Here is a 16,517-nt window from a genome sequence, read left to right as displayed (position 1 = left end):
GGGAGGGCCGCCGGTTCAGCCCCGGGGCTGCCCCCGTTGTCGGAAGCGGCCCGTACCGTTGACGCATGGATCTTCGACTGCCCCGCGTGCGAGGGCTGCTACGGGGGCCGCGGCGGATGCTCTCCGCCGCGGCCGCCGTCGTCGTACTCGCCGGCGCCGGGACATGGACGGCCGTCGCCGGGGACGACCCGGCCCCGGTGCGGCGCGCGGACCGGGTGGCGGCCGTGGGCGACGGCGTGCGCCTGGACACCTCGTACTTCACGGCGGGTTCCGGCGGCCGGCGCCCCGCGGTTTTGCTCGCGCACGGCTTCGGCGGCAGCAAGGCCGACGTACGGGAGCAGGCCGAGGACCTCGCCCGGGACGGGTACGCCGTCCTCACCTGGTCGGCGCGCGGCTTCGGCAAGTCCACGGGGAAGATCGGGCTGAACGCGCCGGACGGCGAGGTCGCCGACGTGTCCCGGCTGATCGACTGGCTCGCGGAGCAGCCCCAGGTCCAGCTGGACAAGGACGGCGACCCCCGCGTGGGCATCGCGGGCGGCTCCTACGGCGGCGCGATCGCGCTGCTCGCCGCCGGGCACGACGGGCGGGTGGACGCCATCGCCCCCGCCATCACGTACTGGAACCTCGCCGACGCCCTGTTCCCGAACGGCGTCTTCAAGAAGCTGTGGGCCGGCATCTTCGTCAACTCCGGCGGCGGCTGCGACCGGTTCGAGGCGGACCTGTGCCGCATGTACCAACGGGTCGCCGAGTCCGGCACGCCCGACGCCGAGGCGGTGAAGCTCCTCGAGGAGCGCAGCCCGCAGGCCGTGGGCGACCGCATCGAGGTGCCCACGCTGCTGACGCAGGGCCAGACCGACTCCCTCTTCCCGCTCGGCCAGGCCGACGCCGCGGCGAAGGCGATCCGGGCGAACGGCGCGCCCGTGGACGTCGACTGGATCGCCGGCGGCCATGACGGCGGCGACATGGAGGGCGACCGCGTCCAGACGCGGGTGGACGACTGGTTCGACCGCTATCTCAAGGACGACAAGGGCGCCGACACCGGCCCGGCCTTCCGCGTCACCCGCACCGGAGGCGTCGACTCCACCGACGGACAGGCACAGTTGCGCGGCGCGAGCGCGGACCGCTACCCGGGCCTGGCGAACGGACAGCGGTCCGTGCCCCTGACCGGCCGCGAGCAGAGCGTCGACAACCCCGCGGGCGCGAACCCGCCCGCCGTCTCCGCCCTCCCCGGCATCGGCGGCTCCGGAGGACTCTCCCAGCTCTCCTCGCTCGGCGTCGGGGTGTCCCTGGACTTCCCCGGCCAGTACGCCGCGTTCGAGTCCGCCCCGGTCGGAGACGACCTGCGGATCACCGGCTCACCGACGGCCACCGTCCACGTCCGCTCCACCACCGACGACGCCGTCCTGTTCGCCAAGGTGTACGACGTCGGCCCCGGCGGCACCGCGCCGGTGCTCCCCTCCCAGCTGGTGACCCCCGTCCGCGTCGAGGACGCCAAGGCGGGCAAGGACGTGACGGTCACCCTCCCGGCCATCGACCACGAGGTGGAGCAGGGCCACCGCCTGCGCCTGGTCCTCGCCTCCACCGACCTCGGCTACGCCTCCCCGGCCGCCCCGGCGACGTACACCGTCTCCCTCGAGGGCGACCTGGAGGTGCCGACCGCCCCCGGCGTGACCACCGCCGCCGCCCCGCTGCCCGCGTGGGTGTGGTGGCTGCCCCTGGCCGGTGCCGCCGTCGCGCTGGCCCTGCTGTGGACGGCCCGCCGCCGCACCGCCGCACCGGCGCCCGACCCCGCGCTGGCCGACACACCCCTGCAGATCACCGGCCTGAGCAAGCGCTACGCCGGGTCCGCCGAGCGGTACGCGGTACGGGAGCTGTCCTTCCGTGTCGAGAAGGGGCAGGTGCTCGGCCTGCTCGGGCCCAACGGCGCGGGCAAGACGACCACCCTGCGGATGCTGATGGGCCTGATCAAGCCGGACGACGGCGAGATCCGCGTCTTCGGCCACGCCATCCGGCCCGGCGCCCCGGTGCTGTCCCGGGTCGGCGCCTTCGTCGAGGGCGCGGGCTTCCTGCCGCACCTGTCCGGCCGGGAGAACCTGGAGCTGTACTGGCGGGCGACCGGCCGGCCGCCCGAGGACGCCCACCTCGACGAGGCCCTGGAGATCGCCGGCCTCGGCGACGCGCTCGCCCGCGCGGTGCGCACCTACTCCCAGGGCATGCGCCAGCGCCTCGCCATCGCCCAGGCCATGCTCGGCCTGCCCGACCTCCTCATTCTCGACGAGCCGACCAACGGCCTCGACCCGCCGCAGATCCGCGAGATGCGCGAGGTGATGATCCGCTACGCCGCGGCCGGCCGCACCGTCATCGTCTCCAGCCACCTGCTGGCCGAGGTCGAGCAGTCCTGCACCCACCTCGTGGTCATGGACCGGGGCCGGCTGGTCCAGGCGGGCCCGGTCGCCGAGATCATCGGTTCCGGCGACACGCTCCTCGTCGGCACCGGCCTGCCCGTGGACGAACCGCTCGTGGACAAGGTCGCCGCGCTGCCGGGCGTGGCCTCCGTCGTGCACACCGACGACGGGCTCCTGGTCCGCCTCGACACCGGCGGCACCGCGCCCGGCCTGGTCGCCGAACTGGTCCGGCTCGAGGTGCCCGTGGCGTCGGTCGGTCCGCACCGCCGCCTGGAGGACGCCTTCCTCACCCTGATCGGAGGTTCCGCGTGAGCACCCCCACCAAGCCCGCCACGACGGCGTCCACGAGCGCGACCCCGTCCGAGTCCGCGTCCGAGTCGGCGTACGGCTACCGGGCGGGCCGCACCCTGCCCCTGCGGGTGGAGCTGGTGCGCCAGCTCAAGCGCCGCCGCACCCAGGTCATGGCCGCGATCCTCGCCGTCCTGCCGTTCGTCCTCGTCGTCGCCTTCGCGATCGGCGGCGAGCCGGAAGGGCAGGGCGACCGCATCACCCTGATGGACACCGCCACGTCCTCCGGCGCCAACTTCGCCGCGGTCAACCTCTTCGTGTCGGCGGGCTTCCTGCTGGTCGTTCCGGTCGCCCTGTTCTGCGGGGACACCGTGGCCTCCGAGGCGAGCTGGTCCTCCCTGCGCTACCTGCTCGCCGCGCCGGTGCCGCGCGCCCGGCTGCTCGCGTCCAAGCTGGCCGTCGGGCTCGGGCTGAGCCTGGCCGCGATGGTGCTGCTGCCCCTGGTGGCCCTGGCCGTGGGCTCGGTCGCCTACGGCTGGGGACCGCTGGCCATCCCCACCGGCGGTTCGCTCGCCCCGGGTACGGCCGCGCAGCGCCTGGTGGTGGTCGTGGCGTACATCTTCGTGTCCCAACTGGTCACCGCGGGTCTCGCGTTCTGGCTGTCGACCAAGACCGACGCACCGCTCGGCGCGGTCGGCGGCGCGGTCGGCCTCACCATCGTCGGCAATGTCCTGGACGCCGTGACGGCCCTCGGCGGCTGGCGCGACTTCCTGCCCGCGCACTGGCAGTTCGCCTGGGCGGACGCCGTACAGCCCACTTTGGAGTGGTCGGGCATGATCCAGGGCAGCGCCGTCTCGGTGACGTACGCGCTGGTGCTGTTCGCCCTGGCCTTCAGGGGATTCGCCCGCAAGGACATCGTCTCGTAGGTCACCGGAGGATCACCCACCGGTCTCGACGCCCCGCCCCCGTGCCCGCTTCGAGACACAGCCGTAACGCCCCGTGCCGCACGTTTCACCCCGCCGCGCCGTCACAGTCACGTACACCGGCGCCGACGAATCACAGGGGGACGGACGATGAACCGGTACGGGAACCACGGGAAGCGGGGGCGGCGCGGCACGCTGCTCGCGCTCACCCTGGCGGGCGGGCTGCTGCTCACCGGCTGCGGCGGGACGGACGACGGGTCGCACGGGGCGAAGGACTCCGCGGCCGACTCCCGGGGCGGCTCGGCCCCGATGCCCGCCCCCGACCGCCCGCGCGGCGAGGGCGAGCAGCGCTACGACGGCGGCACGACCGCCGGCGAGGGAGAAACAGGGGACAGGGGGGAAACGGGGAAGAACGGCGACTCCCGCGAGATCGCCCCCGACCCCGACTACCTCTCCACCTTCGCCCTCGACGTCGACACCGCCTCCTACGGCTACGCCCGCCGCACCCTCGCCGAGGGCCGGCTGCCCGATCCGTCGACGGTCCGCCCCGAGGAGTTCGTCAACAGCTTCCGCCAGGACTACGACCGTCCCGACGGCGACGGCTTCTCGGTGACCGTGGACGGCGCCCGCACCGACGACGAGGACTGGTCGCTGGTCCGCGTGGGCCTGGCCACCCGCTCCGCCGAGCAGCGGGAGGAACGCCCGCCGGCCGCCCTGACGTTCGTCATCGACATCTCCGGCTCCATGGGCGAGCCCGGCCGCCTCGACCTCGCCCAGGAGGCCCTGGGCACCATGACCGACCGGCTGAGGGACGACGACTCGGTGGCGCTGGTCGCCTTCAGCGACGAGGCCGAGACCGTCCTGCCCATGACCCGGCTCGGCGACCACCGCGGCCGGGTCCACGACGCGATCGACAGCCTGGAGCCGGCCGACTCCACCAACCTCGGCGCGGGCGTGGAGACCGGCTACGAAACCGCCGTCGAGGGCCGCCGCGAAGGCGTCACCAACCGCGTCGTCCTCGTCTCCGACGCCCTCGCCAACACCGGCGACACCGACGCGGACACCATCCTCGAACGCGTCTCCACCGAGCGCCGGGAGCACGGCATCACGCTCTTCGGCGTCGGCGTCGGCAGCGACTACGGCGACGCCCTGATGGAACGCCTCGCCGACAAGGGCGACGGGCACACCACGTACGTCTCGGACACGGAGGACGCCCGCGAGGTCTTCTGCGAGCAGCTCCCGCGCCACATCGAGCTGACCGCGCGCGATGCCAAGGCCCAAGTGGCCTTCGACCCGGAGACCGTCGCCGAGTTCCGCCTCGTCGGCTACGACAACCGGCAGGTCGCCGACGAGGACTTCCGCGACGACCGCGTCGACGGCGGCGAGGTCGGCCCCGGTCACACCGTCACCGCGCTGTACGCCGTCCGCACCAGGCCCGGCGCCGACGGCCACCTCGCCACGGCCACCGTCCGCTGGCTCGACCCCGACAGCCGCGCCCCGCACGAGGAGTCCGGCGACGTGGAGGCCGAGACCCTCGACGGCTCCGTCTGGGACGCCGGCCGCGGGCTGCGGGTCACGGCGACCGCCGCCTACTTCGCCGACGCGCTGCGCTCCCCGTCCGGCGGGGGCGACTGGCTGCCGGGCGCGCCGGGGCTCGCGGAACTGACCGAGCGGGCGGACGTCCTGGCGGACCGCACGGAGGACGCCGACGTCCGCGAGCTGGCGGAGGCGATCGAGGAGGCGAACCGGCTGGCCTGAGCGCCGGGGACGGGGCCGGAGTCCGGGGCCGGAGTCCGGGTCGGTCCCGACCCCGGCCCCGGACCCCGGCCCATTGACGTTTCCTTACGCGTGAGTAAGTTTACTCCGGAGTAAGTTCGTAGTGAGTTCACGCGACAGCGCAGCAGTCCGATCCGCGACCGGGAGCCGTCATGGGCGTACGCAAGGACCTGAAACGGGCGAGAGACCGCGGTGACCTGGCGTCCCGCACGAGCACCGAGACCGTCAGGGACGCGCACGGCACCGTCCGCGAGGCCCGCACCGCACCGCTCGCGCAGAGCCCCACCACGGGCAGCACCGCCGACATCCCGTTCACCAACGCGGCCGAGGCCCCCGACGCGGTGGTCCTGCGCCGCGAGGTGAACGGCGTCTGGCGGCCCGTCACCGCCGCCGGGTTCGCCCGCGAGGTGACCGCCGTCGCCAAGGGCCTGATCGCCGCCGGCCTGGAACCCGGCGGCCGGGTCGCCGTCATGTCCCGCACCCGCTACGAGTGGACGGTCCTGGACTTCGCGATCTGGACGGCCGGCGGCCAGACCGTCCCCGTCTACGCCACCTCCTCGGCCGACCAGGTCGAGTGGATCGTCCGCGACTCGGGCGCCCGGTACGCGGTGACGGAGACGGCCGCCAACACCGCCACGGTCCTGGCCGGCACGGCCGCCCACCCCGAGCGCCCGCGCGTCTGGGAACTCGACGCCGGCGCGCTCGCCGACCTCACCGCCCTCGGCCTGGGCGTGAGCGACGAGGAGGTCACCAAGCGCCGCACCGCCCTCACCTTGGACACGGTCGCCACCGTCTGCTACACCTCCGGCACCACCGGCCGCCCCAAGGGCTGCGTCCTCACCCACGCCAACCTGCACGCCGAGGCCGCCAACACCGTCGAGCTGCTGCACCCGATCTTCAAGGAGGTCACCGGCCAGACCGCCTCGACCCTCCTCTTCCTTCCCCTCGCCCACATCCTGGGCCGCACCATCCAGATCGCCTGCCTGCTGGCCCGCATCGAGATCGGCCACTTCCCGAGCATCAGGCCCGACGAACTGCGCCCCGCGCTCAAGTCGTTCCGCCCGACCTTCCTGGTCGGCGTCCCGTACCTCTTCGAGAAGATCCACGACACGGGCCGCGCCACCGCCGAGAAGATCGGCCGCGGCGCCTCCTTCGAGCGCGCCCACCGCCTCGCCGTCCGCTTCGGCGCCGCGCACCTGGAACGCTTCCTCGGCCGCGGCAAGGGCCCCACCCTCGGCTTGTGGGCCGGCTGGGCCCTGTACGACCTGCTGGTCTACCGCCGGGTGCGGGCGGAGCTGGGCGGCCGGATGCGGTACGCCATCAGCGGCGGCTCCCCGCTGGAGAGCGACCTCAACCTGTTCTTCTACGCCGCCGGAATCATGGTCTACGAGGGCTACGGCCTGACCGAGACCACCGCGGCCGCCACCATCGTCCCGCCGCTCGGCCCCCGCCCCGGCACCGTCGGCCCGCCGGTCCCCGGCACCGCCGTGCGCATCGCGGACGACGGCGAGGTGCTCGTCAGGGGCGGCATCGTCTTCGGCGCCTACCGGGGCAACCAGGAGGCCACCGACGCCGTGCTCACCGACGGCTGGTTCGCCACCGGCGACCTCGGCGCCCTCGACGCCGACGGCTATCTCACCATCACCGGACGCAAGAAGGACATCCTGGTCACCTCCGGCGGCAAGAACGTCTCCCCGGCCGTCCTGGAGGACCGGCTGCGCAGCCGCCCGCCCGTCGCCCAGTGCCTCGTCGTCGGCGACAACCGGCCCTTCGTCGCCGCCCTGGTCACCCTCGACCCGGACGCCGTCGCCCACTGGCTGGCGGTGCGCGGGCTGCCCGCCGGCACCCCCATGTCCGAGCTCGTGCGGGACGAGCGGATGCGCGCCGACGTCCAGAAGGCCGTGGACCACGCCAACGCGGCCGTCTCCCGGGCCGAGTCGATCCGCGCCTTCCGGCTCGTCGACGGCGAGTTCACCGAGGAGAACGGGCTGCTGACCCCGTCCCTGAAGGTGAAGCGGCACGCGGCCGTCGCGGCGTACGCGGACGAGATCGAGGCGCTGTACGCGGCCCCGAAGCCGGGCTGACGGCATACGAAAGGGGCGGGCCGCCGATGTGCTCGGCGGCCCGCCCCTTTTCGCGGGCCGTCAGCCCTTGCCGCCGTCCTCGCCGTTGGAGGACAGGATCGAGACGTCCTCCAGCAGGTGGGCCAGCGCACCGTCGCGCTTGGTCTGCGTGGAGTTCTCGGCGCACTGCTGGTTCAGGTCGTCCGACAGGACCGGGATGTCCTGGATCGGGACCAGGCCGACGACACTGACCGGGATGTCGCTGACCGCGATGCACGGCTTGTTGAACGAGCCCTGGATGAGCGCCATCTGCGGGCTCATGTTGCCCGTGGTCATCGAGTTGCCGAAGTACTGCGAGGCGCCGTTCCCGTTGGCGGCGACCGGCCCGCTGTCGTCGCCGATCGCCATCGCCTGCGGGGCCGCGGCAGCGGAGGCACCCATGACGGAGGCGGCGATCGCCGCGTAGGCAACTACCTTCTTGATCACTGGCCAGTCCTTTCTGAGGAAACCCCGTTCGCCGGAGCGCACTGGTCAACTCCGTGGGTCCGGTCGGGTTTCTCCCGTTCACTCCGTCGGCGGACAACGGGAAATGTGTACGGGTCCGCGTTCGCCCCCGGATTTCAGCGATTTTTGCGGCGTTTTTGAGATCCCGTGCGGGCCAACCGGGTGAACGCCCGCAACCAATCACCGCTCACCGGGTTGATGAGGCCGTAGGACAGTGCGTCGCTACGACGAAAGGAACGCGAAGTGCTCAAGAAGGCAATGGTCGCCGCGGCGGCTGCCGCTTCTGTGATCGGCATGTCGGCTGCCGCCGCTCCCCAGGCTCTTGCCATCGGGGACGACAACGGGCCGGCCGTGGCCAACGGCAACGGCGCCACGTCGGCGTTCGGCAACTCGGCGACCAAGGGCGACATGAGCCCGCAGCTGTCGCTGGTCGAGGGCTCGCTGAACAAGCCGTGCCTCGGTGTCGAGGACGTCAACGCCGCCGTCATCAACCTCGTCCCGATCCAGGACGTCAGCGTCCTGTCGGACGACCTGAACCAGCAGTGCGCGGACAACTCCACGCAGGCCAAGCGGGATGGCGCCCTGTCGCACGTCCTGGAAGACCTGTCGGTGCTGTCGGCGAACGGCGAGGGCCGCTGAGCCGTATTCCGCCCGGCCCGGGCGGCCTGCTGACCTCCCCGTGGGCCGCCCGGCCGTAACGGTCGGGATTTCGCCGGGGAGCGGAACGACGTCGTCGCTCTCCTGGGGGAACGGCCGGGCCGTGTCGTGAGGCATCCGAGTGAATTTCGGGGTGTCCCACGTTCAGTAGTTTCTCCGGCCGTCAATTCCTCGTTTGCAGGCTGCAGGTCATGGTGCGAGCCGTCAATGCTGTGCTCGCGCGGTTTCGGCCGTCATTCAGGCATGACCGCAGAGAAGGGAAAGTTCATGAAGAAGAGCGCTGCTGTCGTCGCGGGCGCGATCATGGCCCTCGGCATGGCCGCCCCGGCCTTCGCCGACGCCGGCGCCGAGGGGGCCGCCGTAGGCTCCCCGGGCGTCCTGTCCGGCAACGTCATCCAGGTTCCCGTGCACGTTCCCGTCAACGTGTGCGGCAACAGCATCAACGTCGTTGGTCTGCTGAACCCGGCGTTCGGCAACGAGTGCGAGAACGACTGACGTCGTTCCGCACCGACCGGCTGCGTCACGGCCGGCCTTGGCCAACTCGTTTGGTTCAGGGCCGGCTTTTCCCCTTTCTGCAGCCCGTCCCCCCAGTTGGCTCTCCAGCCATCTCTCATCTCTACAAGCAGGAAGACAACCAGAGTGCGACAGACCCTGAGCAGGGGGATGGTCGCGGCAGCCGCCGCGACGGGCATCCTTTCCCTGTGCGGCAGCCCCGCCCTTGCCGACTCGCATGCGGACGGGGCCGCCAAGAACTCGCCGGGCGCCGCGTCCGGCAACGCCGTCCAGGCCCCCATCGACGTGCCGGTGAACGCCTGCGGCAACACCGTCGACGTGATCGCCGTGCTCAACCCCGCCTTCGGCAACGAGTGCGAGAACAGCTCGGACGAGCAGCGGGGCGGCTCGGGCGGTGGGTACGGGGAGGACGCCCAGTCCTCGTCCCCGACCTCCTCGTCCTCCTCCGGCGCCCACGCGGAAGGCGTGAGCGAGGGCTCGCCCGGCGTCGGCTCCGGCAACAACGCGCAGGTCCCCGTCGACGTGCCGGTGAACCTCTGCGGCAACACGATCGACGTGATCGCCGCGCTGAACCCGGTCTTCGGCAACGCGTGCGAGAACAGCTCCGAGGAGCCCCCCGGGTACGGCGAGGAGGAGCCGCCCCCGACCACGCCCCCGGGCTACGGCGAGGAGGAGCCCCCGCCGCCCACCGACGAGGAGAAGCCTCCGCCCCCCGAGGAGGAGACCCCGCCGCCCACCGAGGAGGAGCACACCCCGCCGACTCCCCAGACGGAGCAGCCGCCCGCCCTGGCGGAGACCGGCAGCGAGGGCACGCTGGGTGCCGCGGCCGCCGGTGCCGTGCTGATCGCGGGCGGAGCGATCCTGTACCGCCGGGGCCGGGCCGTCGCCGGCCGCTGACCCCACCCCTGTTCGTCCCGACGCCCCCGGCCGGCCCACACGGGCCACCGGGGGCGTCGTGCGCGCCGCGTCAGTGGCTGCCCGCCCGGTCCTCGTCGGAACGGTCCGAGCGGTCCGAGGCACCGGTGCGGTCGCCGGGCGGCGCGGAGGCCTGGCGTACGACGCGGGCACGCGCCGGGGCCCCGGCGCCCGGACGCGCGTCGCCCCGGCGCAGGCGCTCCCGCAGCCGTGCGCTCACATGGCGGCCCCACAGGGCCCACAGGGCCCGGCCCGGCGCCCGGTCGTCCGGCGCGTGCCAGGCCAGCTCGCGTCCCTCCGGAGCCGGACGCAGGGCGCTCAGCGGCGCGTAGTTCTCCACCACGAACGTCCGCCCCGGCCGCGGCGCCCCCTGCGGCAGCGGCCGGTGGGTCAGGTCCAGGTGCAGGGCGCGTACGACGTCCAGCCCGGCCGTGTCGGTGAAGAGCCGGAACTGGGCGCCGGGACGCGGATTGAAGTCCAGCAGGTGATAGCGGCCCGTCGTGCCGCAGCGCCGGAAGTCGAGGTCGAACACGCCCCGGTAGCCCAGCTCGGCGGTGACCCGCTCGGCGAGCGCCCGCACCTGCGGGTTCGGCGTCCAGCGGCCCACCGCCGTCAGACCGGCACCGCGCGGCCTGGCGCGGGTCTTGCGGCCGGGACCGCCCGCCCGGACCGCGCCCGAGCGGTCCGCGTACCCGTGGAAGAACCAGTCCCGGTCGGGACCCGGTGGCAGGAACGCCTGGAGCAGCAGCCTGCTGCCCGCCTCCTCGGCCCGCCGGTACAGCTCCCCGGCCTCCCGCGCCGAGCGCACCAGCACGGTGCTGCGCAGCCCGCCGTCCGGGGGCACCAGCCAGGGCCGGCTCCACTTCGCCACCACCGGCAGGCCGAGGCGCCACGCGGCCCGCGCGGCCTCGGCCGGGCCGTCCGGGACGAGGGTCTCGGGGTGCGGAACGTCCAGGGCCGCGCACACCCCGGCCAGCTCCGCCTTGTCGGCCACGCGTTCGGCCAGCGCCCCCGGCTGGTCGGGCAGCAGATACGCGGGCCCCAGTTCCGCCCGCGCCCGGCCCACCGCCACGGCACACGCGTCGTCCATCGCGATCAGCACGGCGGGCCGGGCGATCCGCGCGGCGACACGGCGCAGGACCACCGCGATGTCGGCGGGCGACGCGCCGGGCGGCGGGGGAGTGTGCAGCCGGCTCAGGTAGCGGGAGGCGCCGACCGGGCTGTCCGCGCAGTCGGCGACCACGTGCACGTCCACCCCCGCGCGGCCGAGGGAACGCACGGCACCCAGCGTTCCGTGGTGAAAGGGATTCCGGTCGATCCGCAGCACAACGGCGGGGACACGGGTGTCGAACAGCGACACGGGATTCTTCCTTCGTATGCGGGCGTTCGACGATTCGGTTCACCGGTGCGGGCGACAGGCGCACTCGAAAGCCGTAACGGCGGTGGCGTGATGGCATTTCATATGACTGGGTGTCAGTAACGGAGTGCAATTCACGGCGACGAAAGGAGCCGGCATGGCCGTTCGGCAGTCACGGAACCGGTCCAGGCGCCCGGCACGCGCCGCGGCGACGGCGATCGCGGCGGCGGCGCTGCTGGCCGCGGGCCCCGGTGTCGCCGCCGGCGAACCGGCCGCGCCCGAACCCACGCCAGCCTTCGGCGCCTACCTGGACTACGGCCCGCGCGGCGTGGCCCGGATGGCCGCCCTGAGCCACTGGCTCGGCGACGCCGAACTGCGCGTCGGCCACACCTACCTGCCCGGCGACCGCTGGAGCAACATCGAGGGCGCCCCCGGCTTCCTCGACGTGTGGGCCGACTGGCGCACCCGCAAGGCCGACCGGATGCTCGTCCTCAACGTGCCCATGATGGAGCGCAACGAGGAGCACGTCGACGACGACGAGGTGCGCGAACTGCTGCGCCAGGGCGCCGCCGGACGCTTCGACCACCACTTCCGGGCCCTCGCCGAACGCCTCGTCGCACTCAAGGTGCCGGACACGGTCCTCGTGCTCGGCTGGGAGATGAACGGCACCACCTACACCCACCGCTGCGGCCCCGACCCCGAGGCCTGGAAGACGTACTGGAACCGGATCGTCACCACCATGCGCGCGGTGCCCGGCCAGAAGTTCCGGTTCGACTTCGCGCCGAGCCGCGGGCAGGACGCCGTGCCCTGGACGCAGTGCTATCCGGGGGACGCCACCGTCGACATCATCGGCATGGACTCGTACGACCAGCCACGCGGAATGAAGTTCGACGAACAGGTGAAGGAACCCTACGGACTCCAGGCGCACGTGGATTTCGCGAAGGCGCACGGAAAGCCGATCTCCTATCCCGAGTGGGGGCTGTTCCGCAACGGCGACAACGCCGCGTACATGCGGCGCATGCTGGCCTGGATGGACGAGCACAAACCCGTCTACAACACGGTCACCGACTACTGCCCGCACGGCGTGTGGCAGTGCGACGACAATCCCCGCTCCACCGCCGTCTACCGGTCCGTGCTCTTCGGCCGCACCGACGAGCCCGCACCGACGGCCCCGGAGCCCAGCGCGCCCGCCACGCCCACCGCACCGCCCGTGCCCCCGGTGCCGTCCACCACGCCGCAGCCACCAGTCGGCTGCTCGCCGCTGGAGCTCGGCGACTGGGTCGAGTACTGGCTCGGCGGGAAGCTCTGCATGCGGCTCGACTGGTACTCGCGCGACAAGTAGCGGCCGGTGGCGGCGGGACCGGTCAGGGGCCGCCGTCACCGTCGCGCTCCTTCCGCTGGGCGCGCCGGCGCAGCAGCTCCTTGCCGCGCCGCCGGGCGGCGTCGTCGCACAGGGCCGCCGCAAGCAGCGGCGCGGTGCGCCGGCGGGCCAGCAGCAGCCGCTGGTTCACCGCCGGCTCCGGGCGCCAGTGGTGCTTGTACGGCTCGTCGCCCCGCAGCAGGCTCAGCGTGCCGCGCCCCGGGAGGCGGGCGTGCTCGGCGCACGCCTCCAGCAGCATCACCGCCACGTCCGCCCGCCGCTCCCGCAGCCGGGGATGCGCGCCGTACAGGTAGCCGCCGGCCAGCCGGCGCGACAGCAGCGTCACGTCCACGGCCACCACCTCGTCGTCCATCCGGAACTCGGTGACCACCGCGTCCCCGGCCCGCACCATCGGCCCCACCGCGCGCACCAGATGCTCGCGAAACCGTGCGCGCAGGTGCTCGCCCGTCACCTTCCGCCCCTGCCACTGCAACCGGTGCAGCTCGAGCAGCCGCCGCAGCGCCGCCTCCGCCTCGTCGGGCAGCACCGGCCGGCTCTTGACGCCGAGCGCGTCCAGCCGGCGCAGCTGCGCGCGGACCCGCTGCCTGGCCTTGGCCGAGGGCAGCCGGGCGACCAGTTGGTCCATCGGGAGGGCGGGCAGTTCCAGGCAGAGCGAGTCCGCCACCCGGCGGCGGGGCCCGCGCCAGCGTTCGTAGACCCGCTCGGCGGCGGCGCCCGGCCGCACCTCGCGCAGGTCGATCAGCGCGGTGCGGGCCGCCGCGGCGAGGCCTTCGGTGAGCGCGGTCACCGCGTCCTGACCGCGCTCGTCGTCCAGCAGGACGTCCCCGTAGTCCGAGATCGCCCCGCCCAGCGGCACCAGCGCGGGCACCGGGCGCCGTACGAGCGTCAGCGGTGCGGCGGCGACCAGTTCGCGGCCGTCGCGGGCCAGCACCAGCCGCAGCCGGCCGCCCGAGCCGTACGAACGCCACCAGGAGAGCAGCCAGGCGTGGCTCTGGAACGGGGTCGCGGTGGCACACCGGCCGTACAGCCGCGCCCACTGCGGGGCCAGTGCGGCGAAGGCGCGCCCGTCCGTGACCAGTTCGGTGACCAGGTCGGTCGTGCGGCCGGGCGGGAGTGCGCGCGGGTGCCGCACCGGGGACGTCACAGCTGTCCGCGGACGTCGGCCGCCGACGCCGGTCCGGGGACGGCCGCGGCTGCCCGGCCCGGCTCCCGGGCGGTGCGGCGCGGGCGGACCAGCAGGGCCAGCCCGCCCAGCAGACCGCCCGCGCTCGCGCCCACGAGACCCGTGACGGCGGCGGACGCCGAGGACGCCTCGGTGGGCTCGGTGGCCCGCGCGAACTGCCGCAGCTCCACGTGGGTGTCGTCGGCGGAGGCGGCCGCGTGCCGGGTCAGTGCGCGGGCGACCGCGTTGGCCATGTCGGCGGCCTCCTCGGGGTGTTCGGAGGTGGCCGTCACCGAGACCATCGGCGCGTCCGGCGAGGTCGCGGTGCGCACGCTCTCCTCCAGGGTCGCCACCGGCACGTGCGCCCACATCTGCGCGTCCCCGAGCACCGCGAGCTGCGTGGCGACCCGGCCGTAGGCCTGCGCGAAGCCCAGCGCGGACGCCGGGTCGGACTTGTCGGAGGGGACGGCGACGACGTAACTGGTCGCCGTGTACTGCGGCGTGGCGAGCAGACCGTACCCGGCGCCGAGCAGTCCGCCGGCCAGGACACCGGCCGCGAGCGGGGACCAGGGCGGCAGGGAACGCAGGCGCCGCACGGCGCCGTGCAGGGCGGTGCGCGCGCGGCGCGGACGGCGCGGACGGGCGGGCGGCTCGGTCGCGTGGTCCGCCGCCGGTTCGGCCGGGGACTGGGTGAGGGGCTCGGTCATGCGGAACTGCCTCCCTGGGGTGCCGGGGACAACGGGTGCGTGAGGGTGGTGGCGTACACGTCCATCAGCCGGGCGGCGCTGCGGGTGACGCAGTAGTGGGCGGCCGCCCCGGGCGCGAGGCGCGGTCCCGGGACCGCGCCGCCGGCCGCGCGGACCTCGGCGAGGGCGCGCGCGAACTCCCCGGCGCCGCCGGTGACGCGCCGTGCCGTGGGCGCGGACATCGGAGGCAGGTCCTCGATCGCCGGGCAGGACGCGTACAGCACCGGCAGCCCGGACGCGAGGCCCTCCACGGCGGCCAGGCCGAAGGCCTCCTCCGGGGACGGCGACGCGAGGACGTCCATCGCGGCGGCGAGCGCGGGCAGGTCGGGACCGGGGGAGCCGTCGGGCAGGTACGGGCGTTCGCCGGTGAGCAGGACGCGGTCGGCGACCCCGGCCTCGTGGGCCGTACGGCGCAGCAGGTGCTCCTGGGGGCCGCCACCGACCAGCAGCAGCCAGCAGTCGCCGGGGAGCCGGGCCAGCGCACGGACCAGGACGTCGAAGCGTTTGGCCGCGGTGAGCCGGCCGACGCCGCCGACGACGTACGCGCCCTCGGGCAGGCCGAGGCGGCGGCGGGTGCGCAGCCGGGCGACGGGATCGAAGCGGAAGCGGGCCAGGTCGATGCCGTTCGGGACGATCTCGATGCGGGGCTCGGGCACGCCCCAGCGCCGCAGCCGGTCGGCGACGGTGGGGGAGACCGCGACGGTGGCGCTGCCCAGCCGCTCCCCGGCCAGGTACAGGGCGCGGACGCCCGGGGTGAGCGGGCGGCCCTCCATCTGGGAGTCGCCGAGGGAGTGTTCGGTGGCGACGACGGCCCGTACGCCGGCCAGGCGGGCGGCGATGCGGCCGTAGAGGCAGGCGCGGTAGAGGTGGGTGTGCACGAGGTCGTAGCCGCCGGTGCGGATGAGGCGGGCGAGGCGGGGCAGCGCCGCCAGGTCGCGGTTGCCGGTCATGCCGAGGTGGACGACGTTCACCCCGTCGGCCAGCAGCCCGTCGGCGACGGGGCCGGGGTTGGTGAGCGTCACGACGTCGCAGTCGACGGGGAGATGCCGCAGCAGCAGCCGCAGTTGCTGCTCGGCGCCGCCGACGCCGAGGCCGGTGATGACGTGCAGGGCCTTCACCTCACACCCCCGTCGCGGGACGGCGCCGCAACCGGTGCAGCCGGGTCTTGAGCAGCAGGCGTACGGCCGTGTCGCTCTGGCCCACGTGCACGCGCGGCACGGCGTACGGGCCGGTCAGCGGGCCGGGGTCGATGGCGCAGGCGTAGGTGTAGCCGGCGGCGCGTACGGCGTCGGCGGCGCGGGCGTCGACCGTGCCGTACGGGTAGCAGAAGCCGGCGACCGGAGCGCCGGTCAGCTCCGCGAGCCGCGCTCTGCTTTCGGCGGTCTCGGCCCTCAGCGCGGCGTCGTCCGCCCGGGTCAGGTCGACGTGGGTGAGACCGTGCGAGCCGATCTCGACGCCCTCGGCGGCGGCGCGCCGGATGCCGTCCGCGGTCAGCAGCGGCTTGCGCGGGCCCAGCGGGTCCCACGCGTTGTCGCCGCCGAGCCGTCCCGGCAGTACGAAGAGGGTGGCCCCGCAGCCCCGGCGGCGCAGGCACGGCAGCGCGTGCTCGACGAAGTCGGCGTACCCGTCGTCGAAGGTCAGCCCCACCAGGTCACCGCCCCCGCCCCGGGCCCGGGCGGCCAGCAGCTCGCCGACCGGCACGCCCCGCAGCCCGCGCCGCCGCAGCCAGCCGAGCTGAGCGTCCAGCCGTTCGGGCGTGACCGTGATGCGGTACGGATCGTCCGAGGGGTCACCGACGGAGTGGTACATCGCCACCCAGGGGACGGC

The 16,517-nt window shown here is 74.2% G+C and carries 14 protein-coding genes; 8 read left to right on the top strand and 6 right to left on the bottom strand.

The features are described 5' to 3' along the window. The first annotated feature begins 65 nt into the window (after positions 1–65). The 4 genes from ACGH7X_RS13910 (at position 66) to ACGH7X_RS13895 (ending at position 7,476) form a co-directional block, all read left to right on the top strand. Complete coding sequence (locus ACGH7X_RS13910) at positions 66–2,717, top strand: CocE/NonD family hydrolase (RefSeq protein WP_399885161.1); 2,652 nt, start codon at positions 66–68, stop codon at positions 2,715–2,717. Next, positions 2,714–3,619, top strand: a complete 906-nt coding sequence (locus ACGH7X_RS13905) for an ABC transporter permease (RefSeq protein ID WP_399885159.1) — start codon at positions 2,714–2,716, stop codon at positions 3,617–3,619. The genes ACGH7X_RS13910 and ACGH7X_RS13905 overlap by 4 nt, the downstream gene beginning before the upstream one ends. Before the next feature lie 147 nt (positions 3,620–3,766). Beyond that, positions 3,767–5,374: a von Willebrand factor type A domain-containing protein gene (locus ACGH7X_RS13900; RefSeq protein ID WP_399885157.1), complete on the top strand. Its 1,608-nt coding sequence runs from the start codon at positions 3,767–3,769 to the stop codon at positions 5,372–5,374. 170 nt (positions 5,375–5,544) lie between these two features. After that, positions 5,545–7,476 (top strand): AMP-dependent synthetase/ligase, encoded by a 1,932-nt coding sequence (locus ACGH7X_RS13895; protein ID WP_399885155.1) that lies wholly within the window; start codon positions 5,545–5,547, stop codon positions 7,474–7,476. 60 nt (positions 7,477–7,536) lie between these two features. Here the strand turns inward: ACGH7X_RS13895 and rdlB are convergent, their stop codons facing one another. Further along, positions 7,537–7,941 carry a rodlin RdlB gene (rdlB, locus tag ACGH7X_RS13890; RefSeq protein WP_399885153.1) on the bottom strand — a complete coding sequence of 135 codons (405 nt, stop codon included), beginning with the start codon at positions 7,939–7,941 and terminating at the stop codon, positions 7,537–7,539. Positions 7,942–8,202: 261 nt separating this feature from the next. Here rdlB and rdlA point away from each other — a divergent pair, with 261 nt between their 5' ends. From rdlA to chpA, 3 genes are all read left to right on the top strand, one after another. Beyond that, positions 8,203–8,598 carry a rodlin RdlA gene (gene rdlA, locus ACGH7X_RS13885; protein ID WP_399885151.1) on the top strand — a complete coding sequence of 132 codons (396 nt, stop codon included), beginning with the start codon at positions 8,203–8,205 and terminating at the stop codon, positions 8,596–8,598. 285 nt (positions 8,599–8,883) lie between these two features. Beyond that, entirely contained in the window at positions 8,884–9,111 is a 228-nt protein-coding gene (chpD, locus tag ACGH7X_RS13880) for a chaplin ChpD (RefSeq protein ID WP_064727947.1), read from the top strand. A gap of 144 nt (positions 9,112–9,255) precedes the next feature. Then, the gene (gene chpA / locus ACGH7X_RS13875; RefSeq protein WP_399885149.1) at positions 9,256–10,026 is read left to right on the top strand and encodes an LAXTG-anchored chaplin ChpA; all 771 of its coding nucleotides are present in this window, start codon (positions 9,256–9,258) and stop codon (positions 10,024–10,026) included. Between the two features lie 70 nt (positions 10,027–10,096). On the opposite strand, the gene ACGH7X_RS13870 is transcribed toward chpA, so the two are convergent. Continuing rightward, on the bottom strand, positions 10,097–11,404 hold the full coding sequence (locus ACGH7X_RS13870) for an ATP-grasp domain-containing protein (RefSeq protein ID WP_399885147.1): 1,308 nt from the start codon (positions 11,402–11,404) through the stop codon (positions 10,097–10,099). 154 nt (positions 11,405–11,558) lie between these two features. Between ACGH7X_RS13870 and ACGH7X_RS13865 the strand changes: the two genes are divergently transcribed. Then, the gene (locus ACGH7X_RS13865) at positions 11,559–12,743 is read left to right on the top strand and encodes a glycoside hydrolase family 26 protein (protein WP_399885145.1); all 1,185 of its coding nucleotides are present in this window, start codon (positions 11,559–11,561) and stop codon (positions 12,741–12,743) included. A gap of 22 nt (positions 12,744–12,765) precedes the next feature. On the opposite strand, the gene ACGH7X_RS13860 is transcribed toward ACGH7X_RS13865, so the two are convergent. The 4 genes from ACGH7X_RS13860 to ACGH7X_RS13845 are packed head-to-tail and all read right to left on the bottom strand — an operon-like array spanning position 12,766 to position 16,499. Continuing rightward, positions 12,766–13,926: a GNAT family N-acetyltransferase gene (locus tag ACGH7X_RS13860; RefSeq protein ID WP_399885143.1), complete on the bottom strand. Its 1,161-nt coding sequence runs from the start codon at positions 13,924–13,926 to the stop codon at positions 12,766–12,768. Next, on the bottom strand, positions 13,923–14,651 hold the full coding sequence (locus ACGH7X_RS13855; protein ID WP_399885141.1) for a lipopolysaccharide biosynthesis protein: 729 nt from the start codon (positions 14,649–14,651) through the stop codon (positions 13,923–13,925). The genes ACGH7X_RS13860 and ACGH7X_RS13855 overlap by 4 nt, the downstream gene beginning before the upstream one ends. Further along, positions 14,648–15,808, bottom strand: coding sequence for a glycosyltransferase (locus ACGH7X_RS13850; RefSeq protein ID WP_399885139.1), 1,161 nt, complete (start codon positions 15,806–15,808; stop codon positions 14,648–14,650). The genes ACGH7X_RS13855 and ACGH7X_RS13850 overlap by 4 nt, the downstream gene beginning before the upstream one ends. 1 nt (position 15,809) lies before the next feature. After that, positions 15,810–16,499, bottom strand: a complete 690-nt coding sequence (locus tag ACGH7X_RS13845; protein ID WP_399885137.1) for a polysaccharide deacetylase family protein — start codon at positions 16,497–16,499, stop codon at positions 15,810–15,812. Positions 16,500–16,517 lie beyond the last annotated feature (18 nt).

Source organism: Streptomyces sp. BBFR51 (assembly GCF_044591655.1).
GTDB lineage: Bacteria > Actinomycetota > Actinomycetes > Streptomycetales > Streptomycetaceae > Streptomyces.
The sequence above is the reverse complement of the archived record's forward strand: the minus strand, read 5'-3'. Positions and strand labels throughout refer to the sequence as shown.